We start from the raw sequence: 26,930 nt of genomic DNA, 5'->3' as shown, positions 1-26,930 counted from the left end.
AGGCAGGCGGGAATTTGACGACAGGCCTAGACCCTCATGGGCCGGTCATACGGCCCTATGGGCGCCGGCAGCTGTGAACTCCCCGTCAGATGGCGGTCGACGGCCGCCGCCACCGCCCGCCCCTCCGCGATCGCCCACACGATCAGCGACTGCCCGCGCGCGGCGTCTCCGGCGGCGAACACGCCCGGGACGTTGGTCGCGAATCCGGCATCCCGTGCGATCGTGCCGCGCGGCTCCAACGCCAGTTCCAGCTGGTCGATGAGGCCGTCCGCCCGGTCGGGCCCGGAGAAACCGAGCGCCAGCAGCACGAGGTCGACCGGGAGTACCCGCCCGGTGCCCGGCACCGGGCGTCGCTGCGCGTCCACCTCGACGAGGTGCAACGACCGCACATGTCCGTCGGCGTCACCGGTGAAGCGGAGCGTCGACGCCGCGAACAACCGGGCGTCGGCGTCCGCCGCCGGCGCGGTCCGCAGAGCACCGGCCTCCTCGTGCGCGGCCGACAGCCGGTAGATCTTCGGATACGTCGGCCAGGGCTCGGCGTCCTCGTCGCGCTCGGCGCCGGGCTGGGCGTAGATGTCCAGCTGTGTGACGGAGGCGGCACGCTCGCGTACGGCCGTGCCGAGACAGTCTGCTCCCGTGTCACCACCACCGACGATCACGACATGCTTGCCGACGGCGGACAGCGGGGAGACCTCCAGATCCCCCTCGCACACCCGGTTGGCCAGCGGCAGATACTCCATGGCCTGATGGATACCGGCCAACCCCCGCCCCGGAACGGGAAGTTCACGCCACGCGGTCGCCCCGGTCGCGATCACCACGGCGTCGTAGCGCGCCCGCAACTCCGCTGCCCCGATGTCCCGCCCGATCACCGTCGACGTACGGAACTTGGTCCCCTCTGCCCGCATCTGCTCCAGCCGCCGCTCCAGATGGTGCTTCTCCATCTTGAACGCCGGGATGCCGTACCGCATCAGCCCGCCGAGCCGGTCGTCCTTCTCGTACACCGCCACGGTGTGGCCCGCCCGGGTCAGCTGCTGAGCCGCGGCAAGTCCGGTGGGCCCCGACCCGATGACCGCGACCGTCCGCCCGCTGAGCCGCTCGGGCGGCCGCGGCGGCGCGAAACCCTCTTCCCAGGCCCGGTCGGCTATCGCGCACTCGACGTTCTTGATCGTGACCGCCGGCTGGTTGATGGTGAGCACACAACCCGCCTCGCACGGCGCCGGGCACAACCGACCCGTGAACTCAGGAAAGTTGTTGGTGGCGTGCAGCCGGTCGCTCGCCGCCCGCCAGTCGTCGCGGGAGACCAGATCGTTCCACTCCGGGATCAGATTGCCCAGCGGGCAGGCCTCGTGGCAGAACGGGATGCCGCAGTCCATGCAGCGGTCGGCCTGCTTGTTGATGATGGGCAGCAGCGCCCCCGGGACATAGACCTCGTTCCAGTCCCGCACCCGCTCCTCGACGGGCCGGCGGGGCCATTCCTCGCGGGGGGTGGTCATAAAACCCTTGGGATCGCCCATGGCCGTTTTCCTTGCGTACGCGTACGACAGGCCGTGCGTCTTCGGGCGGCGCTCTTTCGGCCACGATACGTCCCGTCGGCCACGGGTGCAGAGCGTGGGACAGCGCTTTCTGGCGGGTTGACCGGGAGCCTTCCGACCTCGCGGGCGTCGTCACGTGAGCCCCAGCACGTACAGCACCGCCGCGGCAGCCGAGGCGATCATGCGGACGTGGTTCCACGCCGTCCACTCCCTGACATACGTGGGCCAGTACGCGGCTGCCTCCGGTGTCCCCGCGTCCAGCTCGAGCAGCGCGTTGTTGCGCGGCACGTTCGCGACCACGGTCACGCCGAACGAGCCGATCAGATACAGCGCGCTGCCCAGCAGCACCTCCACCGCCCCCTCCTCCGGCCAGACCACCAACGTCACCACGGCGATCACCGCGCACAGCAGCGCCGACCCCAGGAACACGATCATGAAAGCCGGTTGCACGGCCGTCACGTTGATCGCCTTCATCGCGGCCACGCCCTGTGCGGGCGGCAGCGCGGCGAGTCCTCGCATCACGAACGTCGAGAAGGCGCAGAAGACCCCGGCCACCAGGCCCGTCCCGAGCACTCCCAGCACCGTCAGCACGAAGTACGGCCCATTGATCATGTTGCCCCTCATCTCCCACTTCGGACCGGGCCCGCGCCCAGCCCATCCTTGATCACGACTCACCGCTCACCGCTCACTGCTCACTGCTCACCACCAGTGAATGTCCGCACGAGAACCCGGACCATGCCCCATCGCCGCGCCCACATACGCGAGCGTCCAGGCTGGGGCGGGCCATGTGAGGCCGGCCGAGCCGGGGGAGGGGTGGGTGCCGTACGCCGATCCGCTGCCGGCGCCGCCACCTGCCCATGGCTGGAACGGCTGCGACTACTGCGGAAAGCCGGACGCCGCCTCCCGCCACTCCCGCAGCACCGTCCACCGCCGCCGCTGTCCGCCGCCGTGCCTCGTACCTCGCCACCCCGTTCATCAGCAGCTGGTCGTACGGCGTGTCCACATGCCGTACGGCCGCCACGACCGCCGATGTCACCCCCCCTCGGTGAGCCCGCCGCCGCGCTCTCGGCCCACCCGCCCGCTGCCCCGCACGGACGCGTGCGCGGCGATCGCCCGCGCCCGCTCAGCCGGACACCTGGGAAACAGCCGCAGGATCTCCGCCGCGAACGCCTCCGTGAACCGGTCGTCCTCGACCGCCCTGCGCTGCGCGTCCCTCGCCCGGCGCCGCCGTCGCGCCTCCGCGTCCGCCAGACACCGCTCCTCGGCCCGGGCGAGCCCCTCCTCCTCGACGAGGACGCCCTGACGCTCGTACCGGCTCTTGCGCCGGTTGAACCGCATGACGATCACCGACAGCGTGCTCTCCTCGCGCGCCCTGCGGGTCAGGGCGGTGTCCCCGCGCGGCAGGAACACCAGGTGCCCGAGGTCGGCACAGTCGAGGCACCGTGGCACGCCCTCCTCCAGGACGAGCAGCGACAGCGGTCCCCGCCGGCACGCGGCACAGCGCTTCTTCTTCAGGGGCTGGATGGCGACGAGTCCGGTGCGGGACGAAGGAGTCACGGGCACTGCCTTGTCCGTCATATTCGCTTCATGATCCGCCATGTCCGCTTCATGCCCGCGGACCCCCGGGATCTACGCCGTACCGCCGACCTCGTACCGCACCTCACCTCACCCGTCTCCCCGCACCTGGGCTCACTCGCGACTCTCCGCCGCCGACCGCACCGAGAGCCCGGCGCCCGGCCATCGGTGCTTTCGGCAGCGCGCGGCATCATGGCCCTGTGCGACTCGAAGCGATCACCTGGGACCGGCTCGGCGACCGCCTCGCCGAGCGCCTGCTCGACCTGGAGCCGACCGACGGTGGTCCCTGGCCGCGGATCGCCTTCGACGGTGCCCCGGCGGCCCGGCCCGGAGACCTCGCCGAGCGCGTCCACGAGGCGCTGCGTATGCGCGGCCGCCCGTCGCTGGTCGTCGGCACGGAGGGCTTCCTGCGCCCCGCCTCCCTCCGGCTGGAGCACGGCCACCAGGACGTGGACGCCTACTACGACGGCTGGTTCGACACAGGCGCACTGTGGCGCGAGGTCTTCGGCCCTCTCGAACCCGGTGGCGACGGGCGTGTCCTGCCCGATCTCCTGGACCCGGTCACCGACCGCGCCACCCGCAGCCCGTACGTCCAGCTCCCTCCCGGCGGTCTCCTGTTGCTGCACGGTCCCCTTCTCCTGCGCCACTGGTTCCCCTTCGATCTGACAGTTCACCTCTTCCTGTCGCCGGGCGCCCTGCGCCGCCGTACGCCCGAGCCCGAGCACTGGACCCTTCCCGCGTTCGAGCGCTACGAGCACGAGACCGATCCCGCCGGCACGGCCGACCTCCTGGTACGCCTCGACGATCCGCGCCGCCCGGCCTGGAACGGCTGAGCGGAGTACGTGATCCATCCCCTCCGTGAGCGCCTCCCCGTGCCCGCTCCGGCTGCCGGAGTTCCGGGTGCGTGCGCCGCGCGACCCGGCGAGAATGTAGGGCGCCGGGACTAGCGGTGTGTCCTGCGCCGCGCCGGCCGTCCGGCACCGGGAGGTACCCATGACCACCGCCGGAGAAATCATGCACCGTGGTGCCCAGTGGATCCCCGCCCACGAGACCCTGGACCGTGCCGCCCAGCTGATGCGTGAGCTCAACGTCGGAGCCCTGCCCATCAGCGACGCGAACGAACGGCTCTGCGGCATCCTCACCGACCGGGACATCGTGGTCGGCTGTGTGGCCATGGGTCACGACCCGTCCAAGGTCACGGCGGGCGAGATGGCCAAGGGCACGCCGCGCTGGATCGACGCCGGCGCCGATGTCAGCGAGGTGCTCCAGGAGATGGAGGACCACCAGATCCGCCGTCTGCCCGTCATCGAGAACAAGCGACTGGTCGGCATGATCAGCGAGGCCGACCTGGCCCAGCATCTGACGGAGGACCAGATCGGCGCCTGGGCCGAGCGGGTCTACGCCAGGAGCACGGCCCGCTGACCCGTTGCCCCGCCTCGCCGGCACCGCGGCCCCGTCCGGCGCGCATCACGGGCCCGCTCAGAGCCAGCCGTTGCGCCGGAAACCGCGGTAGAGCACCAGGCAGACGAGGGATATGACGCCGATGACCATGCCGTAGCCGTATCGCCAGTGGAGCTCCGGCATGTGGTCGAAGTTCATTCCGTAGAGCCCGCAGACCATCGTCGGCACCGCGACGATCGCGGCCCATGCCGTGATCTTCCGCATGTCCTCGTTCTGCGCCACCGTCACCTGGGCGAGGTGGGCCTGCAGGATCGAGTTGAGCAGCTCGTCGAAGGCGGCTATCTGCTCCGTGGCCCGCTGCAGGTGGTCGGACACGTCGCGGAAGTAGGCCTGTATCTCCGGTTCCACCACCCGGATCGGCCGGTTGGCGAGATCCGCGAGCGGACGGCCGAGTGGGACCACCGCACGCTTCAGCTCCAGGAGTTCACGCTTGAGCTGATAGATGCGGCCGGGATCCGCTCGCGCGCCGTTCTCCGCGAAGACATCCGTCTCGACGTGCTCGATGTCGGCCTGTACCGAGTCGATGACGTTGAGGTAGTCGTCGACCACATGGTCCGCGATCGCATGCAGCACCGCGGACGGCCCCTTGGCGAGCTGGCCGGGCTCCGCCTCCAGTTCCTCGCGCAGCGGGCCCAGCGAACCGTGCCGTCCGTGCCGCACACTGATCACGAAGTCCTGGCCGACGAACACCATGATCTCGCCGGTGTTCACCACCTCGCTCGTGGCCGTGAGTTCCTCGTGCTCGACGTAGCAGACCGTCTTGAACACCGCGAACAGCGTCTCGCCGTACCGCTCGACCTTCGGGCGCTGATGTGCCTCGATCGCGTCCTCGACGGCCAGCGGATGCAGGTCGAACAGCTCGGCGATGCCGGCGAACTCCTGGTTCGTCGGCTCGTGGAGACCGAGCCAGACGAAACCGTCACCGCTCTTGCGCACCCGCTCCACCGTGTCGACCAGGTCGCCGCCGACGGGGACGCGGCCCCCTTCCTCGTACGCCACGCAGTTGACCACCGAGGAACCCAGCGGGGATCGCGCGGGGTGGCTCAGGTCGACACGCCTGCGCCGCCGGGCCAGCCGAGCCACCTTGCGGAGGCCGTCGACCGTGCCGAGGCTCGTGACCTTCCGCAGATTCCCTGCCATGGACATCTGGATCTCCTTGCCCGGATCCCCTCGCGCCGCATCCTGCGCCTGTCGCGCCAGTGTGCCAGGGCCGCGTGAGCGGCGGGTAAGCCTGTGGAAACCACGGGTTCCGCTTGGTTCCGGCCTGTGGACAACGAGAGTTGGCCCGTGGGGCCTGTGGCGGTCCCGTGGCGGGAATTACGCCACCTGGCGTCGGCACGGGGCCGACCGCCCGTCTCGATGCGCCCGGCGCCCGATACCTCGTCCACCTCGTCCACCTCATCGTGGACCTCCCGTCGTGCCGGAGCGTCGCCCCCTCCCGGCAAGTCGGATAAATGGGATGATCTCGGTATGACGTCAATGGACGGGTCTCTCCTGGACAACCGGCAGTCCGGGGCGGGAGCGCGCTCCGAGGCCCTCACCACCCTCCGACACCATGGATCTTGCCGCGGTTCCGATGATTTCGGCGTGGGACGCAAGGGGTGGACGTGAGGGGAACTGCCGCACCCAGGAGGCGGTCGACAAGGCGGACCAGGCTCGCCGTTCTGCCTGCTGTCAGCTGCTCACCGGAGGCCTGCCGCCCACCTGTTCGACCGCCCGCGCACCCGCCAGACACCCGTCCGCCGCCGCGGCCTCGGGCTCGGCGCCTGCGAGGAGGGCGGTGAGGAACGCGCCCGTGAACGCGTCGCCGGCGCCGGTGGTGTCCAAGGGCCTCGCGGGTGCGGCGGGCACCCGACTGTGCACGGTCCCGGAGCGGGCGACCAGAGCCCCGTCCGCCCCCTGCTTGGCGACCACCAGCGGGACGTGGCGGCTCAGTTTCGCCACCGCGTCCGCCGCATCCGGCAACCCGGTGAGCAGGCACGCCTCGTCCCGGCTGGGCAGCAGGACCTCCACCCCTTCGACCGACGCAAGGAAACGGTCGACGCCCAGCTCCACGAGGAAACCGGCCGACGCCGGATCCAGACTCACCGGCACCCCACGTGCGCGTGCCGATGCCAGGGCCAGCGCCGCCAGCGCACAGCTCTGCTCGGAGAAGAGCAGATAGCCGGACAGATGCAGCCATGCGACGCCGTCGAGCAAGGTGTCCGACCAGTCACCGGGCTCGAGACGCAGCGAGGCACCGCTGTCGGTGAGGAACGTCCGCTCTGCCGAAGCGCCTGTGTCGACGAGGCAGATCACCGTCCCGGTCGGCGCCTGCGGATCGATGACCAGACGTGACCGCACTCCGGCGGCGGCCAGCTCCCGCTCGTGCCAATCCGCCGCGTCCTTCCCCACCCGCCCGAGCAGCCGCACCTCCGCGCAACCCCAATGGGCAGCCCAGCAGGCCACATTGGCGCCCGCGCCACCAGGCACCGTCCGGATCACGGCGGCTGTGTCGGTGCCCGCGGCCAGAGGCCCTCGATGCCGGGCAACGACGTCCGTCACCACGTCCCCGACCACCAGCAGCGCACCGCTCGGGGAACCCCGGCGAGTCGAAGCGGCCCCCTGCCCCGGCGTCCCCGAGCCGCTCACGCGCCGGCCCAGGCCGCCGCGATCCGCCCCGCCAGCCGTACGTTGCCGCGTACTGCGGCCAGGTTGGCCCGCAGCGAGGCACCGTCGGTGTGTCGTACCAGATGGTCGAGCAGGAACGGTGTGACGGCCTGGCCGCTGACTCCCTCCTCCTCGCAGGCCCGCAGCGCGTCGGTGAGCACACGTGCGTGCAGCCCGGGATCCAGTTGCTCCGCCTCCGGAACGGGGTTGGCCACGATCAGCGCCGAGTCCGGGACACCGAGCGTGTCCTGGGCCCGCATGACCTCCGCCACCTGCTGCGGGCTGTCCAGGGTCCAGTCCACCGGGTGTCCCGAGTCGGAGAGGTAGAAGCCGGGGAAACGGTCCGTGCCGTACCCGGCCACCGCGACGCCCAGTGTCTCCAGCCGCTGCAGAGTCGCCGGTACGTCCAGGATCGACTTCACCCCCGCGCACACCACCGTGATCCGCGTGCGCGCCAGCAGGCCCAGGTCGGCGGACTCGTCCTGCGTCACCGTCCACTGCCGGTGCACCCCGCCGAGCCCGCCGGTGGCGAAGACCCGCACTCCGGCCAGCGCCGCCAGCAGCGCGGTCGCGGAGACCGTGGTCGCCCCGCTCGCCCCGGAGGCAACGGCGAGGGCCAGGTCACGGTGGCCCAGCTTGCGGATCCCGTCCTCGCTGGCGACCCGCTCCAGCTGCTCCTTGTCCAGGCCGACCCGGGGCCGTCCGTCCAGCACGGCGATCGTCGCCGGGACGGCGCCCTCCTGCCGTACGGCCTCCTCCAGCTCGAGCGCCACCTGCAGATTGCGTGGCCGCGGCAGCCCGTGCGCGATGATCGTGGACTCCAGGGCCACCACGGGCCGGCGCGCGTGGACCGCCTCCCGTACCTCTTCAGACACCACCAGCGTCACGCGCCTGCCTCCTGTCTGTCGGTCTTCCCTCATCTCTGGCGGGCGGCGGGCCCAGTCAAACCCTTGCGGCCGGTGAGGGACGACACCAGCCTGGGGAGCATGACGGACAACACGACACGTCTCGATCACGTCGTCCTGTGGGTGCGCGACCCGGCCGCCGCCGCAGACTTCTACGAGAAGGCGGTGGGCCTGGAGCCCTTGAGAGTCACCGAGTTCGCCGCGGGCAAGGTGTCCTTCCCTTCCGTACGCCTCAATGACGAGACCATCTTCGACCTCGCACCTCTCAGCATGGCCGAACGCATGAACATGCTCCCCGACGCCGCCGGGAGCGCGGGCCACCCGGTCAACCACGTCTGCCTGGCACTGTCGGAGCACGACTTCGACGCACTGCGCACACGCCTGGAGGAGCGCTCGGTCCCCGTCTCGGACATCTCCCGCGACTCCTTCGGCGCACGCGGCAAGGCGCCCCGCAGCTTCTACTTCCGCGATCCGGACGGCAACGTTCTGGAGGCACGTCACTACGCGTGAGTGGGGCCGGGCCTCAGAACAGCGGCTCGGGCAGCACGCCCTCCAGCGCCAGCAGCCTCCGCTTGGTCTCCAGACCGCCGCCGAACCCGCCGATGCCGCCGTCGCTCTCGACGACCCGGTGGCAGGGCACGACCACCGGCAGCGGATTGGAGCCCATCGCCATGCCCACCGCCTGGGCCGCACCCGGCTGACCGACCCGGTCGGCCAGATCGCCGTAACCGACCACCGTGCCGTACGGCACGCCGGACGCCAGCTCGCGCAGCACCTGACGGTTGAAGCCCGAGATCAATGACCAGTCCAGCGGCAGCCGGAAGTCCCGCCGCTCACCCGCGAAGTAGGCCTCCACCTGACGTATCGCCTCGGCCAGCAGGGGAGAGCCGGGTGCCTCGACCGGCTCGGCGCCCAGCCGGGACGCCAGCCGGGCGAGCGCCCTGTCGCGCACTGCGTCCGTGGCGTGGAACACGACGTTGACCAAGCCCTCGGTCGTCGCGGCCAGCAGCAGCGGACCGATGTCGCTGTCGACGACGGTCCACACGACCTGCTGCTCGTCCTGCCCATGGCTGTTCATGCGCCTACCGTACGACCCGCCACTGACAATGACCGGCGACCGGCCCCGGACCCGTCACTCCCCGCCGAGGGCCTCGCGCACCACGTCGGGCTTGTTGGTGATGATGCCGTCGACGCCGTACCTGGCGACCCGCCGGGCGGTGGCCGCGTCGTCCACGGTCCAGGTGAAGACCTCCAGCGGCCTGCCGTGGGCGCCGGTGAAGCCGCGGACGGCGGAGACATAGCGGGCCGAGAGGGTCCCGTACGACGGGTTGATCTGATCGACGAAGCGCGCGTACCCGGAAACCTCCGCCATGGACGGTGTCCCGAGGAAACCCGTCCTGACGGCGGGCTTCAGCTCGTGGACGGCCCGCACACTGTCCGCGCTGAAGCTCTGCACGATCAGCCGGCCCGTGAGGTGCTGCCGGTCGAGCCAGCCTTCGTTGCCGAGGAGCTTGAGCGTCTGCTGCTCGATTCCCGGATACAGCTCCGGCTTCTTGATTTCGAGAAGGAGCTTCTGGTGATGGTGCTCGACTCGACGCAGGTACTCCTTGAGCGTCGGCACGCGCGCGCCCGCGTAGGAGGGGGCGAACCAGCTCCCCGCGTCGAGGCGTGCGATCTCGGCGGCCGTGAAGTCCTTCACCTTCCAGGGCGCGCGGTCGGGGAAGACCTCCTCCACGTCGGTGGTGCGCTGCAGGCTGTCGTCGTGGATCACCACGAGCTCGCCGTCCTTGGTCCGCTGCACATCGTTCTCGACCCACTGGATGCCCAGCTCGGCCGCCTTGTCGACGGCGGCGAGGGTGTTCTCGGGCGCCTGCGCCGAGGCGCCCCGGTGGGCGATGACCACAGGCTGCTCGGCAGCACTGTCGGCGTCGGCGGCGGCGTCGGCGGGGAGCAACAGGGCGACGGTCCCCAGGAGCGCGGTGGTCGTGGCGGCAACTGCGCGCGCGTGCATGCGTACTCCTCGCGTCGAAGAATCACGGACGGCTCCACCGTGACAGCAGAGGGTCAATGCCAGAGGAGTACAGGATGGCCACAGATTGAATGGTGATGCCCGAGACCGCTCACCGTAGCGGCACAACTGAGGCAGGGACGTGTTTCTTTGCCGGAAAATCGTTCGAGCATTCCGGTGCGAGTCATACTCTCTGCCTCAACCCTGACCGTTCGTTGCGGTCCTGGGAGGGGCGCACATCAGGGCATTCCGGGACGGAAGAGGGCGGAAAGGCAGCCGCGCATGCAAGGCACGGTCGACGGATTCAGCTACGGCCTCGTCACACCCGTGGTGGCCTACCTCATGGCATGCCTCGGCGGTGCGCTCGGCCTGCGCTGCACCACGAGATCCATGCTCGTGGCCGGCTCCTGGCGCCCCGGGTGGCTCGCCCTGGGCTCCGCGGCGATCGGTTCCGGCATATGGACCATGCACTTCATCGCGATGATGGGCTTCAAGGTCGAAGAAGCGCCGATCCACTACGACAAACCGATGACGTACGCCAGCCTGGGCATCGCCATCGTGATGGTCGGCCTCGGGATCTTCATCGTCGGCTACCGGGGTGCCAGGGGCACCGCCCTGTTCACCGGAGGCACCATCACCGGCCTCGGTATCGCGTCGATGCACTACCTGGGCATGGCCGGCATGCAGCTGAACGGCAAACTGGAGTACAACACGCTCACCGTCGCCGCCTCCGTCGTCATAGCCATGGTCGCCGCCACGGCCGCCCTGTGGGCGGCCGGACAGGTCAGAGGACTGTGGTGGAGCGTGGGCGCCAGCCTCGTCATGGGGCTCGCGGTCAGCGGCATGCACTACACGGGCATGGCAGCCCTCAGCGTCCACCTCCACGCCCCCGCCGACCCGTCCACGGGCGACTCACCGGCGGCGCTGCTCGCCCCCATGCTGATCGGCCCCCTCGCCTTCCTCTGCCTCGCGGGCGTCGTCGTGCTGTTCGACCCCCTCATGGTCATGGGCAAGCCCCACTGGCCGCGAGCCGAAGACAAGCCCGGCGTCCCGGCCCACGCGCCCGACCGGCCCCACCAGTCCCGCCGCATCGCGCTCCGCTCCCGTCGGCACCCGACCCGCCACCGCTCCCGCACCCCGCAGAACTGGTGATCCGAGCCTGTTGTCAGTGCGGGGTCGTACGGTGGATTCCATGCGGCCCGTTTCCAGCATCGAACGCACGGTGGCGCCCTTCGAGGTCGTCAGCCCCTACCAGCCGAGCGGCGACCAGCCGACGGCCATCGCCGATCTCGCCCGGCGCATCGAAGCCGGCGAGAAGGACGTCGTCCTGCTCGGTGCGACCGGCACCGGCAAGTCCGCCACCACCGCGTGGATGATCGAGAAGCTTCAGCGCCCCACCCTGGTGATGGCCCCGAACAAGACCCTGGCCGCCCAGCTGGCGAACGAGTTCAGAGAGCTCCTGCCGAACAACGCCGTCGAGTACTTCGTCTCGTACTACGACTACTACCAGCCCGAGGCCTACGTCCCGCAGTCGGACACCTACATCGAAAAGGACTCCTCGATCAACGAGGAGGTCGAGCGCCTGCGTCACTCCGCGACCAACTCGCTGCTCACCCGCCGCGACGTCGTCGTGGTCGCCTCGGTGTCCTGCATCTACGGTCTCGGTACGCCGCAGGAGTACGTCGACCGCATGGTCCCGCTCAGGGTCGGCGAGGAGATCGACCGCGACGAGCTGCTGCGCCGCTTCGTGGACATCCAGTACACGCGCAACGACATGGCCTTCACCCGCGGCACCTTCCGGGTGCGCGGGGACACCATCGAGATCTTCCCGGTCTACGAGGAGCTGGCCGTCCGCATCGAGATGTTCGGCGACGAGATCGAGGCGCTCTCCACCCTCCACCCGCTCACCGGTGAGATCGTCAGCGACGACGAGCAGCTGTACGTCTTCCCGGCCTCCCACTACGTCGCGGGCCCCGAGCGCATGGAGCGGGCCGTCAACGACATCGAGAAGGAACTCGGCGAGCGCCTGGCCGAGCTGGAGAAGCAGGGCAAGCTCCTGGAGGCCCAGCGCCTCAGGATGCGGACGACGTACGACATCGAGATGCTCCGCCAGATCGGCACCTGCTCCGGCGTGGAGAACTACTCGATGCACTTCGACGGCCGCCTGCCCGGCTCCGCGCCGAACACCCTGCTGGACTACTTCCCCGAGGACTTCCTGCTCGTCATCGACGAGTCGCACGTCACCGTGCCGCAGATCGGCGCCATGTACGAGGGCGACGCCTCCCGCAAGCGCACCCTCGTCGAGCACGGCTTCCGGCTGCCCTCCGCTCTGGACAACCGCCCCCTGAAGTGGGAGGAGTTCCAGCAGCGCATCGGGCAGACCGTCTACCTCTCGGCGACCCCGGGCACCTACGAGCTCTCCCGCGGGGACGGCGTCGTCGAGCAGATCATCCGCCCCACCGGCCTGGTCGACCCGGAAGTCGTCGTCAAGCCCACCGAGGGCCAGATCGACGACCTGGTGCACGAGATCCGCACGCGCGTGGAGAAGGACGAGCGCGTCCTGGTCACCACGCTCACCAAGAAGATGGCCGAGGACCTCACCGACTACTTCCTGGAACTCGGTATCCAGGTCCGCTATCTGCACAGCGACGTCGACACCCTGCGCCGCGTCGAGCTGCTGCGCGAACTGCGCTCCGGCGAGTTCGATGTGCTGGTCGGCATCAACCTCCTGCGTGAGGGCCTGGACCTGCCCGAGGTCTCCCTCGTGGCGATCCTCGACGCCGACAAGGAGGGCTTCCTGCGCTCCGGCACCTCACTGATCCAGACCATCGGCCGTGCGGCGCGCAACGTCTCCGGCCAGGTCCACATGTACGCCGACAAGATCACCCCGGCGATGGAGAAGGCCATCGAGGAGACCAACCGCCGCCGGGAGAAGCAGGTCGCGTACAACAAGGCGAACGGCGTCGACCCCCAGCCGCTGCGCAAGAAGATCAACGACATCGTCGCGCAGATCGCGCGCGAGGACGTCGACACCGAGCAGCTGCTCGGTACGGGCTACCGCAAGGCGAAGAAGGACGGCCGCGGCACCAAGGCCCCGGTGCCTTCCCTGGGCGAGCACGCGGCCAAGGGTGGGAAGGCGGCCAAGCGGGCCAAGGGCAAGGCCGGGGAAACCGTGCCCACCGACCGTCCCGCGGCCGAACTCGCCGAGCAGATCGAGGAGCTGACCGCGCGGATGCGCGCCGCAGCCGCGGACCTGCAGTTCGAGATCGCCGCCCGGCTGCGCGACGAGGTCTCCGAGATGAAGAAGGAACTCCGCCAGATGAAGGAGGCGGGACTGGCCTGACGGGCCTCGGAGGCCTCAGTGACCTCGCCGGGAATGCGCTGTGTTGCAAGACCGACACAAAGTGCGGACCGGGGTACGGCACTGTCAGTGCCCCTGCGTAGGGTTCTGGTCATCCGCGGCATCGCGGCAACAGGGGAATGCTCGAGAGGGGAAACAGCGCGTGACCGTCAACATGACCAAGGGTCAGGCCATCAGTCTGCAGAAGAACGACGGCGGCAGCCTGACCGCGGTGCGCATGGGTCTCGGCTGGCAGGCGGCCCCGCGCCGCGGCCTGTTCGGTTCGCGCACCCGGGAGATCGACCTCGACGCCTCCGCCGTCCTGTTCGCGGACAAGCAGCCGGTCGACGTCGTCTTCTTCCGCCACCTGGTGAGCGACGACGGCTCCGTTCGGCACACCGGTGACAACCTCGTCGGCGGTGTCGGCCAGGGCGGCGACGACGAGGCGATCCTCGTCGACCTGCAGCGCCTCCCGGTCCACATCGACCAGATCGTCTTCACCGTGAACTCCTTCACGGGCCAGACCTTCCAGGAGGTGCAGAACGCGTTCTGCCGCCTCGTCGACGAGACCAACGGCCAGGAGCTCGCCCGCTACACGCTGGCGGGCGGCGGCCAGTACACGGCCCAGATCATGGCGAAGGTGCATCGCAATGGCCCGGGCTGGACGATGACGGCCCTCGGCAACCCGGCCAACGGTCGCACCTTCCAGGACCTGATGCCGGCGATCCTGCCGCTCCTTTAGGACGGGCCCGGCGAGCGGCACACGACACCGACACGACACAGGGGGACGAAGGCGATGACGGCCGAACTGGTGCGGGGGCAGAACCACCCGCTCTCCCAGGCCCGTCTCGAGATCCGGGTCTCGGCCGGCACGCCGATCGTGGCCGTGGCCACGCTCAGCGACGACCAGGGCAAGGTCCACGCAGTGGAGCGGGTGGCCCACCCGGGCGCACCCACCCTGCCCGGACTCGAGGTCCCCCGGCAGGCGGCCGCCGACCATCGCCTCGCGGTGGATCTGGACGCCATGCCGGACACGGTGCACCGCGTCCATGTGCTGCTCGCCCTGCCGGGCGGCGTCGGGGGAGGGCCGAACCGCTTCGGTGCCCTGGCCGCCCCCTACGTCGCCGTCACCGGGCTGGACGGAACCGAGGTCGCCAGCTACACGATCACCGGCCTGGAAGCGGAAACGGCCGTCGTCGCCCTGGAGCTCTACCGCCGACAGGGTGCCTGGAAGGTGCGCGCGGTCGGTCAGGGCTATGCAGGCGGGCTCGCCGAGCTCTTCACCGACCAGCACCTGCCCCAGGCCCACCAGCTTGCCGGCACCATCAACGACGCCGTGGCCCGCGGACTGGCCCGCTCCGTGGCGGCGCCCCCACCGCGCACGGCGGACGGTGACCGCACGAGGCAGTCGGCCGCCCCCACCCTCGGCCCGGACCAGAGCGGCTCACCCTACGGCGCCCAGAGCCCCCAGACCGGCGCGGGATCCCGTACGGGCTACCCCGGAGGACCGGCCTCGGCCGACCCGTCCGCCCTCACGGAGCCGTCCGCGCCCACCGCCGCCGGCCCGATCGACTACAACCATCCCCGTCGGCAGAACGGGGCGCCGCCCCCGCCCCGCCGACCGCGCCCCTGCGGCGCCGGGTCGGCCCGCCCAGCCCGTCGCGGGCGACGCCACCGGCTGGTCCATGGACGAGCGGCTCTACAACCAGGTGTGGGGCATGTTCGAGGACCTGGCCCGCACCACGGCCGCCTACCGCAGCACAGTCGAGTTCGCCGAATCGCGCATGGACAAGGAGCTGGAACAGGTCCTGTCCGACCCGCGCGGCCGGATCGGCGGGCAGGCCGACGCCGCGCGCGAGGCCGCCCGCGCCCGGCACACCCAACTCGTCGACCAGGCCAAAGAGGCCCTCGACCGGGATGTCGCCCAGCTCACCGCCGAGGCCGCTGTCGTCGAACCCGCGCTGCCACCGGCGTACGCGGGCTGGGACAACCCCGTCTGGCACGGCTACCGGGTGCCGATGGAGATGCCGATGGCCCTGCGCCTGGGCGAGCTGCATCTGCCCGAGTGTGCCCAGCTGCGCATCCCGATGCTGGTCCGGTTGCCGCTGGAGCGCGGCCTGTGGATCGACAGCGGACGTGCCGGGGCGCTCGACGGCTCGTTCGCCGACTCGCACGATCTGCGGCGCCTGGCGATGGAATCGGCGGTGGCCCACGCGGCCCGGCTGCTCGCCATCCATCCGGCGGGCGAGTTCACCGTGCATGTGATCGACCCGGCCGGTTCCGGAGCGCAGGCGCTGGCACCGCTGGTGCAGACCGGAGCGCTCGCGGCGCCGCCTGCCGTAGGTGCCGCCGGTGTGGCGGACGCCCTGGCCGGACTCACTCAGCGCGTCGACCTCGTGCAGATGGCGGTGCGGGGCGGCGCGGCCGACGCCCTGCCACCGGGCGTGGACACCTCCCAGCACCTGCTGGTGGTCAACGACTTCCCGCACGGCTTCGACGACCGGGCGGTGACCCAGCTGCGTTATCTCGCCGACGAGGGCCCGGCTGTCGGCGTCCATCTGATGATGGTGGCCGACCGCGAGGACTCCGCGGGTTACGGACCGCTGCTCGACCCCCTGTGGCGTTCGCTTCTGCGACTGACTCCGGTGGCTGACGACCACCTCGCCGACCCGTGGGTGGGGCACGCCTGGACGTACGAGCCGCCGGTCGTGCCCTCCGGCAGCCAGGTGCTCCAGCAGGTGCTCACGCAGGTGGCCGCGGCTCGCCGCGCGTGGCACCGGTGACCGTCACCGCCGCCTGCACCAAGCGCATGCAAAGCGCTCTGACCTGCATCCTTGGTCATTCTTTTACTAACCACTTTGCCTTTCCTTGGTGATTGGGTACTCTTTTCAGCACGGAGGGGAGTACTCCCTGACTACTGCGGCGTACCCGTCAATACGGATCAGGCCAGATCCCGGGGCGTCGGCCCGCTTATGGGTGGAAGAGACCTCCGGCAGCGACGACGCTGACTGACTGTTTGCCGTTACGTACTGCCGGAGGCGCAGTGGATGTTTCCCTGACCCTGTGGGTCCTGACCGTCGTAGGACTGGCCGCGCTGATCGCGGTCGACTTCTTCATCGGCCGCAAGCCACACGATGTATCGATCAAGGAAGCCGGGATCTGGACCGTCGTCTGGATCGTGCTGGCGGGCCTCTTCGGCCTCGGGCTGCTCGTCTTCGGCGGAGGCCAGCCCGCTGGTGAGTTCTTCGCCGGCTTCATCACCGAGAAGTCGCTGAGTGTCGACAACCTCTTCGTCTTCGTGCTGATCATGGCGAAGTTCGCCGTGCCCTCGCAGTACCAGCAGCGGGTGCTCCTCATCGGCGTGCTCATAGCCCTCGTACTGCGTGCGATCTTCATTGCCGCGGGCGCCGCGATCATCGCCAGCTTCTCGTGGGTGTTCTACATCTTCGGCGCCTTCCTGATCTACACGGCCTGGAAGCTCGTCCAGGAGGCCCGGGCCGAGGAGGAGGACGAGGAGTACGAGGAGAGCAAGCTGCTCAAGGCGGCCGAGCGGCGCTTCGGTGTGGCCGACCGCTACCACGGCACCAAGCTGTGGATCCAGCAGAACGGCAAGCGGGTCATGACCCCGATGCTGGTCGTGATCCTTGCGATCGGCACCACGGACGTGCTCTTCGCGCTCGACTCGATCCCCGCGATCTTCGGTCTCACGCAGGACCCGTACATCGTGTTCACGGCCAACGCCTTCGCCCTGATGGGCCTCAGGCAGCTGTACTTCCTCATCGGCGGCCTGCTGAAGAAGCTGGTCCACCTGTCGTACGGCCTGTCGATCATCCTCGGCTTCATCGGTGTCAAGCTGGTGCTGCACGCCCTGCACGAGTCGGGGGTCCACGTCCCCGAGATCAGCATCCCGGTCTCGCTCGGCGTGATCTGCTCGGTCCTGGTCATCACCACGATCACCAGCCTCAGGGCCTCCAGGAAGCAGGCGGCCGCCGAAGCGGCGCAGGCGCCGAGCGCGGGCGCTCCGAAGGACAGCATCGACGCCTGACCGCGCGGAGACGCGAGAGCAACGCAGCCAGGGCGGTGTACGGCGGATTGCCGTCCACCGCCTTGGTCGTTCGTGCGGACATTGATGCCGAGACCGCACCCACCGAACTGATGGAGGAGACCAGGACGACCGCTGTCCCGTGGTGATGGATTCCAACGCGCAGGGCGTGCGCAGGAGGAGGCGATGTGAAGCAGCGAACCCGAGACGACAAGGCCCACACCGACCGGAATGCGGGGCCCCGGCCCGTCTGCGACGATCGCCGCATGACCCCTCGGCTCAGGTCGCTCACGGCCCAGTGGACGTCCCTCGTGCCGGTGCTCGCGGTGGTCCTGCTCGTCCTCACCTGGGGACGGGATCTGCCGGCCGCGGTCGTAGCGGTGGTCACCGTGGTGCTGGCCGGGGCGGTCCTGGCCGCCGTGCACCATGCCGAGGTCGTTGCCCACCGGGTCGGCGAGCCCTTCGGTTCGCTTGTCCTCGCCGTCGCTGTCACCATCATCGAAGTCGCCCTGATCGTCACCCTGATGGCCGACGGCGGCGCCAAGAGTTCGACCCTGGCCAGGGACACCGTCTTCGCGGCGGTGATGATCACCTGCAACGGCGTCGTCGGCCTCAGCCTCCTCGTGGGCTCCCTGCGCCACGGCACGGCCGTCTTCAACCCCGAGGGCACCGGCGCCGCCCTCGCGACCGTCGCGACGCTCGCCACACTCAGCCTGGTGCTGCCCACGTTCACCACGAGCAAGCCGGGCCCGGAGTTCTCCGGCGTACAGCTCACCTTCGCCGCACTGTCCTCGCTGATCCTCTACGGCCTGTTCGTGGCGACCCAGACCGTGCGGCACCGCGACTACTTCCTGCCCATCACCCGGCAGGGCGAGGTGATCACCGCGGACGACCACGCCGAAGCGCCGTCCGCGCGCACCGCCTGGATCAGCCTGGCTCTGTTGGGGCTCGCGCTGGTGGGGGTGGTCGGACTGGCCAAGGGTGTGTCGCCCACCATCGAGTCCGCAGTGGCGGCCGCCGGTCTGCACCACGCCGTCGTCGGTGTGATCATCGCGCTGCTCGTCCTGCTCCCCGAGACCATCGCCGCGCTGCGCTCCGCCCGCCGCGACCGTGTGCAGACCAGCCTCAACCTCGCCCTCGGCTCCGCGATGGCCAGCATCGGCCTGACCATTCCAGCAGTCGCCCTGGCTTCCATCTGGCTCTCCGGACCCCTGGTCCTGGGCCTCGGTGCCACCCACATGGTGCTGCTCGCGCTCACCGTCGTGGTGACTTCCCTGACCGTGGTGCCGGGCCGGGCCACACCCCTCCAGGGAGGCGTCCACCTGGTGATGTTCGCGGCCTACCTGGAACTTGCGATCAATCCCTAGGAGGCGTACGAGCCACCCATGGACGTCCTGCGTCAGCCGGCCGTCGCCTCTGCCGCCGCCACCCGTACCGGACGGGTCTCCGGGAGCAGCGCGAAGCATCCCAGGCTGAGCAACGCAATGGTGGTGAGGTACGCGGCGACGCCCCAGGGCACCCGACCGCCCTGCTCGGCCAGCGCCGTCGCCACGATCGGCGTGAGCGCGCCCCCGAGGACGCCGCCGAGGTTGTAGCCCACCGCGGCGCCCGTGCAGCGCACCCGGGGCTCGTACAGCTCCGGCAGATACGCGGCGATCACGGCGAACATCGTGATGAACGCGAGCATTGCCCCGACGAAGCCCAGGAACATCGGCAACGGCGCGCCCGTCGCGAGGAGCGCGACCATCGGGAACATCCACAGGGCGGCGGCAGCGCACCCGATCAGGCACAGAGGCCGCCGCCCGTACCGGTCGCCGAGCAGCGCCATCAGCGGTGTGAGCGAGCCCTTCACCACCACCGCGCCCATGATGCAGGTCAGCATGACACTGCGGCTCACACCGAGCCGCTCCGTGGCGTACGCGAGCGACCAGGTCGTCACGGCGTAGAAGATTGCGTATCCGATGGACAGCCCCCCGGCCGTCAGCAGGAGGAGCCGCCAGTGGTCGCGTGCCACCTCGGCGAGCGGCACGCGCGCGTGGTCGTCGATCTCGAGGAACCGGGGGCTCTCGGCGAGCGACGACCGCAGCCACAGCCCCAGCAGGGCCAGCACCCCCGCCGCCCAGAACGGCACCCGCCATCCCCAGGCGGCGAACTCGGCGTCGGACAGCGTGGCCGACAGCCCCAGCACCACGCCGTTGGCGAGCAGGAAGCCCAGCGCCGGCCCGACCTGCGGGAAGCTCGACCACAGACCTCGCCGCTCGGCAGGCGCGTGCTCCACGGTCAGCAGCACGGCCCCGCCCCATTCGCCGCCGAGCCCCAGCCCCTGCAGAAAGCGCAGCACGAGCAGCAGCAGGGGAGCGGCCACACCGATCGTGTCGTACGTGGGCACGCAGCCGACCGCGACCGTGGAGGCGCCGGTCAGCAGCAGCGAGGCGACGAGGACCGGCCGGCGTCCGTGCCGGTCCCCGATGTGCCCGAACAGCACCGATCCCAGTGGCCGCGCCACAAAGCCCACCCCGAACGTTGCGAAGGCGGCCAGGGTCCCAGCCACCGGCGAGAACGTCGGGAAGAACAGTGGCCCCAGGACCAGCGCCGCGGCGGTCCCGTAGACGAAGAAGTCGTAGAACTCGATGGCCGTTCCGGCGAGCGAGGCGGCTGCGAGCCGCAGCATGGAGGGTGCCCTTACGGTGCGTACGTCGCGCATGTTGCGTCAACTACCCACAGTGACGACGGGTTACGGGGGCGCGCGGGGGTGATCGGCCCCGTCAGTATGTGACGGTGATGCGCCGGGCGGGCCCGTCGACGCGCACCAGGCCGCCGTAAGGGACCACCAGTTGCGGACTGGTGTGCCCGAAGTCGACGTCGAAGACGATCGTGGTGTCCGGGGCATAGGCCTCCATGACGCGCAGGACGGCCTCGCGCTGCCCGGCGGCGTAACGAGCGGCTTCCTCCGCGCTGTTGGGGCGGTCGAAGGACCAGGTCTTCGGACGGCCCATCAGCAGCGCCGAGAAGCGTTGGAGCAGCCCGCGCTCGCCCATGTTCCGCAGGGTGCGGAAGACCTCCGTGCCGCTCGGCATCTCCTCCGAGGTTTCCAGGAGCAGTACGCCGCCGTCGAACTCCGACAGGTCGTGCGGGATCTCCCGGTCGGCCATCAGCAGCCAGCCGACGATCTCCAGACATCCACCCCAACTGTGGCCCTCCACCACCCGGTCGGGCTTCACCCAGCTCCACCCGGCGCCGGGCCGCGTCTCCGGCTCCGCCTCGAAAGTCGCCGGGTCGGCCCAGTCGCGGTCGACGTCGTTCCAACGCTCGGCGGGCTTCAACTCGTACTCGCCCGACGTGAACAGCGCCGCCCGCAGCGACTTTGCCGTCAGCGGGTCCATGGCGCCCGGGCGGCCCAGCGCGGTCATCACCGTCGCGCCGTGATAGCCGACGATTCCTGTGTTGCGCAGAAACATGAGCAGGTTCGTGTTGTCGCTCATCCCGAAGAACGGCTTCGGGTTCGCCCGGATCAACTCCCGGTCCAGCAGCGGCAGCACGGTGATCTGGTCGTCGCCGCCGATCGACGCCATGACCGCCTTGATGTCGGGGCCGGCGAACGCGGCGTGGATGTCGTCGGCCCGCTCCTGCGGCGTCGAGCCCATCTTGCGGGTCGCCGGGTACTCGACCGGTTCGAGTTCGTAGTCCTTGCGCAGCCGCTCCAGGCCCAGTTCGAAGGGGCGTGGGAAGAGACCGGGAAGGCCCGCGCCAGGCGAGAGGACGGCGATGCGGTCGCCGGGGGAGGGCTTGGGCGGATACGAGATCACGGTCATACCCGGAGGGTATGACCCATGGAGTGGTCCGTGCAGCGTGATAAACCGGGGGTCTGAGCAGCGGTCATCGACGGACCGCCCGACCCCGAACGGACCGGAGGAACCGTGCCCCGCACCCTGGCCAACGCCCCGATCATGATCCTCAACGGCCCCAACCTGAACCTGCTCGGCCAGCGCCAGCCGGAGATCTACGGCTCCGAGACCCTGGCCGACGTCGAGGCCCTGTGCGCCAAGGCGGCGGCCGCGCACGGCGGCACGATCGACTTCCGGCAGTCCAACCACGAAGGTGAGCTGGTCGACTGGATCCACGAGGCGCGGCTGAATCACTGCGGCATCGTCATGAACCCCGGCGCCTACTCGCACACATCCGTCGCGATCCTGGATGCGCTCAACACCTGTGATGACCTTCCGGTGTTGGAGGTCCACATCTCCAACATCCACAAGCGCGAGTCGTTCCGGCACCACTCGTACGTCTCCCTGCGCGCCGACGGGGTCATCGCGGGATGCGGAGTCCAGGGGTATGTGTTCGGGGTGGAGCGGGTCGCGGCGCTGGTCGGGTCGGCACAGGCCGACACACAGTCCTGAAGCGCCGTCAAGGTGGCGCTGGGGTATGGGTGTTGCCCGGGCCGCCGGCCGAGGGCGGGGATCGATGGGGACCGGCGGCCCATACCGCGCAGGTGCCGTCATCCCGCGCGGGGCTGCATCCAGTTGACCGCGCAACCGCGTGCGCGGGGAGTGCGCGCGGGAGGCCGACGCGTGCAGAGGATTCACACGGGGCGCACGTTTGGCGATTCACGCCCCCCGGGACGGGGGTCACCACCCCCGCGTGTGCCACTCCGGCAGATGCGGCCGCTCGGCTCCCAGCGTGGTGTCGTTGCCGTGTCCCGGGTAGACCCATGTCTCGTCCGGAAGTACGTCGAAGATCTTCGTCTCGACGTCGTGGATCAGACTGGCGAACGCCTTGGGATCCTTGTGGGTGTTGCCCACACCTCCCGGGAAGAGGCAGTCCCCCGTGAACACATGCGGGTGCCCATGCGGGTCGTCGTAGACGAGGGCGATCGAGCCCGGCGTGTGCCCGACCAGATGGCGCGCGGTGAGCTCCACGCGCCCGACCCGGATGGTGTCGCCGTCGTCGACCAGGACGTCGGTCGGTACGGGGATTCCGTCGGCGTCGTCCCGGCCCGCGTAGGCGCGTGCTCCCGTGGCTGCCACGACCTCGGCGAGCGCCTGCCAGTGGTCGCCGTGCCGGTGCGTGGTGACGACGGACGCGATGCCGTCGTCACCGATCATGCCGAGCAGCGTGTGGGCGTCGTTCGCCGCGTCGATCAGCAGTTGCTCGTCCGTGGCCCGGCAGCGCAGCAGATAGGCGTTGTTGTCCATCGGGCCCACCGCGATCTTGGTGATCATCAGGTCCTTCAGCTCGTGCACGTCCGCCGGGCCGCCGACCGTCACCTGTCCGCTGTACGTCATGGTGGCAGCCTATCGCCGGGAGTCCGGGCCGGGGCCCGCCGAGGGGGCCACCACCATGGGCGGCCGGGAGCGGCGGGCACGACCCCGGCCCGGAGGAGTGTGAGCTGCCTGTCGGCTACAGAGGTGGAAGCGTCGGCAGGGGGCCGCCCGACACGGTCAGGCCGGCTCCGTCGCGGCGGCCGGCGAGCCGGCCCAGAAGGTCGGCCCGGGATCCCGTCACGGTGATCTCGGGTTCAGGTGCTGCGCTGCCCGTGCTCCACGCGCGCGTGCCGTCCGTCAGCCGGGTGGACGGCACCTCTGGATGACCGGCGAACCTGTCCGCGAGGAAGTCGATCTCCCGCTCCACGAACTCCGTCGGCAGATCCTCCAGCTCGTACCCGATGCCGAGGTCCACATGGTGCAGCTCGACCTCGGCCCACCGCCGGAAGGGCAACCGGGACGCGGAGTCGGTGACGCCGTTGCGCAGCTCCACCGTGCGCGACCAGTCGGCGGGCACGGCCGCCGCCTCCTGGAAGCGGGCCGCGCTCTCGCGGAGATCACCGAGCTGGACGTCCAGCGGACGGGGCGCGTCCCGTTCGATGTCAGCGTCCCGGGCCTGACCGGAGACGTACATGGGACGGCCCTCCAGGACGTTCACGAGGGCGTCCGCGTTGCGGGCGAGGTGGGCGAGAACATGACCGCGGCTCCAGCCGGGGAGCCGTGACGGTTGCGACACGGACGCGTTGTCCAGCTTGCCGACTGCGATGAGCAGCCGTTCGGTCGCTTCACGTACAGACACCAGGTCACGCGCGTGATCAGTCATGATGCCGACCCTAGCTCCCGCCACACGTTTGGGTGAAGGTGGTGGACCCGGCCCGTAAATCGAATGCGCGTGCTATATGGTCGGCTGTGGCGTCGGGCATGCTGGATGGTCGGGGATTGCTATGCAACTCGGGAATCCGACCGGCGTTGTCAGTGGCTCCCCCTAGTCTGAGAAAGCACGGGGGCCCCGCCCCTGTCACTTCTCTCAAGAAAGGTGCGGACCGGCGTGGCCGACCGTCTCATCGTCCGTGGCGCGCGCGAGCACAACCTGAAGAACGTCTCGCTCGACCTGCCTCGGGACTCGCTCATCGTCTTCACGGGCCTGTCCGGGTCGGGCAAGTCCTCCCTGGCCTTCGACACCATCTTCGCCGAGGGTCAGCGGCGTTACGTGGAGTCGCTCTCCTCGTACGCCCGCCAGTTCCTCGGCCAGATGGACAAGCCGGACGTCGACTTCATCGAGGGCCTGTCCCCGGCCGTCTCGATCGACCAGAAGTCGACCTCGCGCAACCCGCGCTCCACGGTCGGCACCATCACCGAGGTCTATGACTATCTGCGTCTGCTCTTCGCGCGGATCGGCAAGCCGCACTGCCCCGAATGCGGCCGCCCGATCTCGCGGCAGTCGCCGCAGGCCATCGTCGACAAGGTCCTGGAGCTGCCGGAGGGGAGCCGCTTCCAGGTGCTGTCGCCGCTGGTGCGCGAGCGCAAGGGCGAGTTCGTCGACCTGTTCGCCGATCTCCAGACCAAGGGCTACTCCCGCGCGCGGGTGGACGGCGAGACGATCCAGCTCTCCAGCCCGCCCACCCTGAAGAAGCAGGAGAAGCACACCATCGAGGTGGTCGTCGACCGTCTCACGGTGAAGGACTCCGCCAAGCGCCGCCTCACCGACTCCGTGGAGACCGCCCTGGGCCTGTCCGGCGGCATGGTCGTGCTCGACTTCGTCGACCTCCCCGAGGACGACCCCGAGCGCGAGCGCATGTACTCGGAGCACCTGTACTGCCCGTACGACGACCTTTCCTTCGAGGAGCTGGAGCCGCGCTCCTTCTCCTTCAACTCACCCTTCGGCGCCTGCCCCGACTGCACCGGCATCGGCACGCGCATGGAGGTCGACCCCGAGCTGATCGTCCCGGACGAGGAGAAGTCCCTCGACGAGGGCGCCATCCACCCCTGGTCGCACGGGCACACCAAGGACTACTTCGGCCGCCTGATCGGCGCGCTCGCGGACGCGCTGGGATTCCGGACGGACATCCCCTTCGCGGGCCTGCCGCAGCGTGCCAGGAAAGCGCTGCTCCACGGCCACAAGACACAGATCGAGGTCCGCTACCGCAACCGGTACGGCCGCGAGCGCGTCTACACCACGCCCTTCGAAGGTGCCGTCCCCTTCGTCAAGCGCCGGCACAGCGAGGCCGAGAGCGACGCCAGCCGTGAGCGCTTCGAGGGCTACATGCGCGAGGTGCCCTGCCCCACCTGTGAGGGCACGCGCCTGAAGCCGATCGTCCTCGCGGTCACGATCATGGAGAAGTCGATCGCGGAGGTCTCCGCGATGTCGATCAGCGACTGCGCGGAGTTCCTGGGCGAGCTGAAGCTCAATGCCCGGGACAAGAAGATCGCCGAGCGCGTGCTGAAGGAGGTCAACGAGCGGCTGCGCTTCCTGGTCGACGTCGGCCTGGACTACCTCTCGCTGAACCGCGCCGCCGGCACGCTGTCCGGTGGCGAGGCCCAGCGCATCCGCCTGGCCACCCAGATCGGCTCCGGCCTCGTCGGCGTCCTGTACGTCCTCGACGAGCCGTCCATCGGCCTGCACCAGCGCGACAACCACCGGCTGATCGAGACCCTGGTCCGGCTGCGCGACATGGGCAACACGCTCATCGTCGTCGAGCACGACGAGGACACGATCAAGACCGCCGACTGGGTCGTCGACATCGGCCCCGGCGCGGGCGAGCACGGCGGCAAGGTCGTGCACAGCGGCTCCCTGAAGGAACTGCTCGCCAACGAGGAGTCGCAGACCGGTCAGTACCTCGCCGGGAAGAAGTTCATCCCGATGCCGGACATCCGTCGCCCCCGCGACCCGTCCCGGCAGCTCACCGTGCACGGTGCCCGCGAGAACAACCTCCAGGACATCGACGTGTCCTTCCCGCTGGGCGTGTTCACCGCGGTCACGGGCGTGTCCGGCTCCGGAAAGTCGACGCTGGTCAACGACATCCTGTACACGCACCTGGCCCGCGAGCTGAACGGCGCGAGGAACGTGCCCGGGCGGCACACGCGCGTGGACGGCGACGACCTCGTCGACAAGGTCGTGCACGTCGACCAGTCGCCCATCGGCCGCACCCCGCGGTCGAACCCGGCGACGTACACCGGCGTCTTCGACCACATCCGCAAGCTGTTCGCCGAGACGACCGAGGCGAAGGTCCGCGGCTACATGCCCGGCCGGTTCTCCTTCAACGTCAAGGGCGGCCGCTGCGAGAACTGCTCGGGCGACGGCACGATCAAGATCGAGATGAACTTCCTCCCGGACGTCTACGTCCCGTGCGAGGTCTGCCACGGCGCCCGCTACAACCGGGAGACGCTGGAGGTCCACTACAAGGGCAAGTCCATCGCCGAAGTCCTGAACATGCCGATCGAGGAGGCCCTCGACTTCTTCGAGGCCGTCCCCGCGATCGCCCGCCATCTGAAGACGCTGCACGACGTCGGCCTCGGCTATGTCCGGCTCGGCCAGTCCGCCACCACCCTGTCCGGCGGTGAGGCCCAGCGCGTCAAGCTCGCCAGTGAGCTTCAGCGGCGTTCCACGGGGCGTACGGTCTACGTCCTGGACGAGCCGACCACCGGCCTGCACTTCGAGGACATCAGCAAGCTGCTGACGGTGCTGTCCGGCCTGGTCGACAAGGGCAACACGGTCATCGTCATCGAGCACAACCTCGACGTGATCAAGGTTGCCGACTGGATCGTCGACATGGGCCCCGAAGGCGGAGCCGGCGGTGGCCTCGTCGTCGCCGAGGGCACCCCCGAGCAGGTCGCTGCGGTCTCGACCAGCCACACCGGCAAGTTCCTGCGGGAGATCCTCGGCGCCGACCGGATCAGCGACGCCGCTGCGGTGCAGGTCCCGCGCCAGTCCGCGGTGAAGAAGACGGTGGCTGCCAAGGCGTCGGCGAAGAAGACGGCGACGGCCAGGACGGCCAACAACACGTCGACCACGAAGGCGGCCGGGGTCACCAAGAAGACGACGCCTGCGAAGAAGACGACGCGGGCCCGCAAGGCCTGAGCAACACCTCGCAAGAACCATGCGAAGGGCGGCGCCCCGCGGGAACTCCCGGCGGGACGCCGCCCGTTGCACAGTCAGC

The 26,930-nt window shown here is 69.8% G+C and carries 22 protein-coding genes and 1 pseudogene; 11 read left to right on the top strand and 12 right to left on the bottom strand.

The genetic code is table 11. The features are described from left to right. Positions 1-26: 26 nt before the first annotated feature. The 3 genes from StrepF001_RS06615 to StrepF001_RS06605 all read right to left on the bottom strand — a co-directional run bounded on the left by StrepF001_RS06615 (position 27) and on the right by StrepF001_RS06605 (position 3,110). On the bottom strand, positions 27-1,514 hold the full coding sequence (locus tag StrepF001_RS06615; RefSeq protein ID WP_129797313.1) for a glutamate synthase subunit beta: 1,488 nt from the start codon (positions 1,512-1,514) through the stop codon (positions 27-29). Between the two features lie 150 nt (positions 1,515-1,664). After that, positions 1,665-2,144 (bottom strand): anthrone oxygenase family protein, encoded by a 480-nt coding sequence (locus StrepF001_RS06610; RefSeq protein ID WP_129797312.1) that lies wholly within the window; start codon positions 2,142-2,144, stop codon positions 1,665-1,667. A gap of 420 nt (positions 2,145-2,564) precedes the next feature. Beyond that, on the bottom strand, positions 2,565-3,110 hold the full coding sequence (locus tag StrepF001_RS06605; protein WP_346656907.1) for a DUF2293 domain-containing protein: 546 nt from the start codon (positions 3,108-3,110) through the stop codon (positions 2,565-2,567). A 197-nt stretch (positions 3,111-3,307) separates the two neighbouring features. On the opposite strand from StrepF001_RS06605, the gene StrepF001_RS06600 reads away from it, so the two are divergent. Both StrepF001_RS06600 and StrepF001_RS06595 read left to right on the top strand, forming a co-directional pair. Next, positions 3,308-3,940, top strand: a complete 633-nt coding sequence (locus StrepF001_RS06600; RefSeq protein WP_129797311.1) for a uridine kinase — start codon at positions 3,308-3,310, stop codon at positions 3,938-3,940. Between the two features lie 160 nt (positions 3,941-4,100). Next, a complete protein-coding gene (locus StrepF001_RS06595; RefSeq protein ID WP_129797310.1) occupies positions 4,101-4,529 on the top strand; it encodes a CBS domain-containing protein in 429 nt (142 codons plus the stop codon). A gap of 57 nt (positions 4,530-4,586) precedes the next feature. On the opposite strand, the gene StrepF001_RS06590 is transcribed toward StrepF001_RS06595, so the two are convergent. The 3 genes from StrepF001_RS06590 to StrepF001_RS06580 form a co-directional block, all read right to left on the bottom strand. Further along, positions 4,587-5,714, bottom strand: coding sequence for a magnesium and cobalt transport protein CorA (locus tag StrepF001_RS06590; protein ID WP_129797309.1), 1,128 nt, complete (start codon positions 5,712-5,714; stop codon positions 4,587-4,589). Between the two features lie 528 nt (positions 5,715-6,242). Next, positions 6,243-7,199 carry a PfkB family carbohydrate kinase gene (locus StrepF001_RS06585; RefSeq protein ID WP_129797308.1) on the bottom strand — a complete coding sequence of 319 codons (957 nt, stop codon included), beginning with the start codon at positions 7,197-7,199 and terminating at the stop codon, positions 6,243-6,245. Continuing rightward, positions 7,196-8,137: a pseudouridine-5'-phosphate glycosidase gene (locus StrepF001_RS06580; protein ID WP_129797307.1), complete on the bottom strand. Its 942-nt coding sequence runs from the start codon at positions 8,135-8,137 to the stop codon at positions 7,196-7,198. The genes StrepF001_RS06585 and StrepF001_RS06580 overlap by 4 nt, the downstream gene beginning before the upstream one ends. Before the next feature lie 66 nt (positions 8,138-8,203). Between StrepF001_RS06580 and StrepF001_RS06575 the strand changes: the two genes are divergently transcribed. Continuing rightward, on the top strand, positions 8,204-8,632 hold the full coding sequence (locus StrepF001_RS06575) for a VOC family protein (RefSeq protein WP_129797306.1): 429 nt from the start codon (positions 8,204-8,206) through the stop codon (positions 8,630-8,632). 13 nt (positions 8,633-8,645) lie between these two features. On the opposite strand, the gene StrepF001_RS06570 is transcribed toward StrepF001_RS06575, so the two are convergent. After that, entirely contained in the window at positions 8,646-9,200 is a 555-nt protein-coding gene (locus StrepF001_RS06570) for a methylated-DNA--[protein]-cysteine S-methyltransferase (protein WP_129797305.1), read from the bottom strand. A gap of 54 nt (positions 9,201-9,254) precedes the next feature. Next, entirely contained in the window at positions 9,255-10,133 is an 879-nt protein-coding gene (locus tag StrepF001_RS06565) for a glycerophosphodiester phosphodiesterase family protein (protein ID WP_129797304.1), read from the bottom strand. 279 nt (positions 10,134-10,412) lie between these two features. Here StrepF001_RS06565 and StrepF001_RS06560 point away from each other — a divergent pair, with 279 nt between their 5' ends. The 6 genes and pseudogenes from StrepF001_RS06560 to StrepF001_RS06535 all read left to right on the top strand — a co-directional run bounded on the left by StrepF001_RS06560 (position 10,413) and on the right by StrepF001_RS06535 (position 18,879). Further along, a complete protein-coding gene (locus StrepF001_RS06560) occupies positions 10,413-11,282 on the top strand; it encodes an MHYT domain-containing protein (RefSeq protein WP_129797303.1) in 870 nt (289 codons plus the stop codon). A gap of 40 nt (positions 11,283-11,322) precedes the next feature. Beyond that, positions 11,323-13,473, top strand: a complete 2,151-nt coding sequence (gene uvrB, locus StrepF001_RS06555) for an excinuclease ABC subunit UvrB (protein ID WP_129797302.1) — start codon at positions 11,323-11,325, stop codon at positions 13,471-13,473. Positions 13,474-13,633: 160 nt separating this feature from the next. Next, the gene (locus StrepF001_RS06550) at positions 13,634-14,212 is read left to right on the top strand and encodes a TerD family protein (RefSeq protein ID WP_129797301.1); all 579 of its coding nucleotides are present in this window, start codon (positions 13,634-13,636) and stop codon (positions 14,210-14,212) included. Positions 14,213-14,266: 54 nt separating this feature from the next. Beyond that, positions 14,267-16,253 (top strand): annotated as a pseudogene (locus StrepF001_RS06545) (TerD family protein). A 260-nt stretch (positions 16,254-16,513) separates the two neighbouring features. Beyond that, positions 16,514-17,515, top strand: coding sequence for a TerC/Alx family metal homeostasis membrane protein (locus StrepF001_RS06540; protein ID WP_129797300.1), 1,002 nt, complete (start codon positions 16,514-16,516; stop codon positions 17,513-17,515). 263 nt (positions 17,516-17,778) lie between these two features. Beyond that, complete coding sequence (locus StrepF001_RS06535) at positions 17,779-18,879, top strand: ionic transporter y4hA (RefSeq protein ID WP_129797299.1); 1,101 nt, start codon at positions 17,779-17,781, stop codon at positions 18,877-18,879. A 32-nt stretch (positions 18,880-18,911) separates the two neighbouring features. Here StrepF001_RS06535 and StrepF001_RS06530 read toward each other — a convergent pair whose 3' ends face one another. Then, positions 18,912-20,183, bottom strand: a complete 1,272-nt coding sequence (locus StrepF001_RS06530) for an MFS transporter (RefSeq protein ID WP_129797298.1) — start codon at positions 20,181-20,183, stop codon at positions 18,912-18,914. 94 nt (positions 20,184-20,277) lie between these two features. Further along, a complete protein-coding gene (locus StrepF001_RS06525; RefSeq protein ID WP_129797297.1) occupies positions 20,278-21,324 on the bottom strand; it encodes a S66 peptidase family protein in 1,047 nt (348 codons plus the stop codon). A 105-nt stretch (positions 21,325-21,429) separates the two neighbouring features. Here StrepF001_RS06525 and aroQ point away from each other — a divergent pair, with 105 nt between their 5' ends. Further along, the gene (aroQ, locus tag StrepF001_RS06520) at positions 21,430-21,909 is read left to right on the top strand and encodes a type II 3-dehydroquinate dehydratase (protein ID WP_129797296.1); all 480 of its coding nucleotides are present in this window, start codon (positions 21,430-21,432) and stop codon (positions 21,907-21,909) included. A gap of 228 nt (positions 21,910-22,137) precedes the next feature. Here aroQ and StrepF001_RS06515 read toward each other — a convergent pair whose 3' ends face one another. Both StrepF001_RS06515 and StrepF001_RS06510 read right to left on the bottom strand, forming a co-directional pair. Beyond that, positions 22,138-22,794, bottom strand: coding sequence for an MBL fold metallo-hydrolase (locus StrepF001_RS06515; RefSeq protein ID WP_129797295.1), 657 nt, complete (start codon positions 22,792-22,794; stop codon positions 22,138-22,140). A 115-nt stretch (positions 22,795-22,909) separates the two neighbouring features. Further along, a complete protein-coding gene (locus tag StrepF001_RS06510) occupies positions 22,910-23,596 on the bottom strand; it encodes a maleylpyruvate isomerase family mycothiol-dependent enzyme (protein WP_129797294.1) in 687 nt (228 codons plus the stop codon). Between the two features lie 225 nt (positions 23,597-23,821). On the opposite strand from StrepF001_RS06510, the gene uvrA reads away from it, so the two are divergent. Further along, entirely contained in the window at positions 23,822-26,851 is a 3,030-nt protein-coding gene (uvrA, locus tag StrepF001_RS06505) for an excinuclease ABC subunit UvrA (RefSeq protein WP_129797293.1), read from the top strand. The last annotated feature ends 79 nt before the right edge of the window (positions 26,852-26,930 follow it).

The sequence above is a fragment of the Streptomyces sp. F001 genome (assembly GCF_004187715.1).
In the GTDB taxonomy this organism is placed as follows: domain Bacteria; phylum Actinomycetota; class Actinomycetes; order Streptomycetales; family Streptomycetaceae; genus Streptomyces; species Streptomyces flavusporus.
This window is presented reverse-complemented; position numbering and strand designations above follow the sequence as displayed.

Coding starts and splice junctions, on each gene's coding strand:
- StrepF001_RS06610 (WP_129797312.1), bottom strand. CDS start 2,144: ATGATCAATGGGCCGTACTTCGTGCTGACGGTGCTGGGAGTGCTCGGG.
- StrepF001_RS06510 (WP_129797294.1), bottom strand. CDS start 23,596: ATGACTGATCACGCGCGTGACCTGGTGTCTGTACGTGAAGCGACCGAA.
- StrepF001_RS06615 (WP_129797313.1), bottom strand. CDS start 1,514: ATGGGCGATCCCAAGGGTTTTATGACCACCCCCCGCGAGGAATGGCCC.
- StrepF001_RS06570 (WP_129797305.1), bottom strand. CDS start 9,200: ATGAACAGCCATGGGCAGGACGAGCAGCAGGTCGTGTGGACCGTCGTC.
- StrepF001_RS06605 (WP_346656907.1), bottom strand. CDS start 3,110: ATGACGGACAAGGCAGTGCCCGTGACTCCTTCGTCCCGCACCGGACTC.
- StrepF001_RS06560 (WP_129797303.1), top strand. CDS start 10,413: ATGCAAGGCACGGTCGACGGATTCAGCTACGGCCTCGTCACACCCGTG.
- StrepF001_RS06535 (WP_129797299.1), top strand. CDS start 17,779: ATGACCCCTCGGCTCAGGTCGCTCACGGCCCAGTGGACGTCCCTCGTG.
- StrepF001_RS06565 (WP_129797304.1), bottom strand. CDS start 10,133: ATGCACGCGCGCGCAGTTGCCGCCACGACCACCGCGCTCCTGGGGACC.
- uvrB (WP_129797302.1), top strand. CDS start 11,323: ATGCGGCCCGTTTCCAGCATCGAACGCACGGTGGCGCCCTTCGAGGTC.
- StrepF001_RS06530 (WP_129797298.1), bottom strand. CDS start 20,183: ATGCTGCGGCTCGCAGCCGCCTCGCTCGCCGGAACGGCCATCGAGTTC.
- StrepF001_RS06580 (WP_129797307.1), bottom strand. CDS start 8,137: ATGAGGGAAGACCGACAGACAGGAGGCAGGCGCGTGACGCTGGTGGTG.
- StrepF001_RS06590 (WP_129797309.1), bottom strand. CDS start 5,714: ATGTCCATGGCAGGGAATCTGCGGAAGGTCACGAGCCTCGGCACGGTC.
- StrepF001_RS06525 (WP_129797297.1), bottom strand. CDS start 21,324: ATGACCGTGATCTCGTATCCGCCCAAGCCCTCCCCCGGCGACCGCATC.
- StrepF001_RS06595 (WP_129797310.1), top strand. CDS start 4,101: ATGACCACCGCCGGAGAAATCATGCACCGTGGTGCCCAGTGGATCCCC.
- StrepF001_RS06515 (WP_129797295.1), bottom strand. CDS start 22,794: ATGACGTACAGCGGACAGGTGACGGTCGGCGGCCCGGCGGACGTGCAC.
- StrepF001_RS06575 (WP_129797306.1), top strand. CDS start 8,204: ATGACGGACAACACGACACGTCTCGATCACGTCGTCCTGTGGGTGCGC.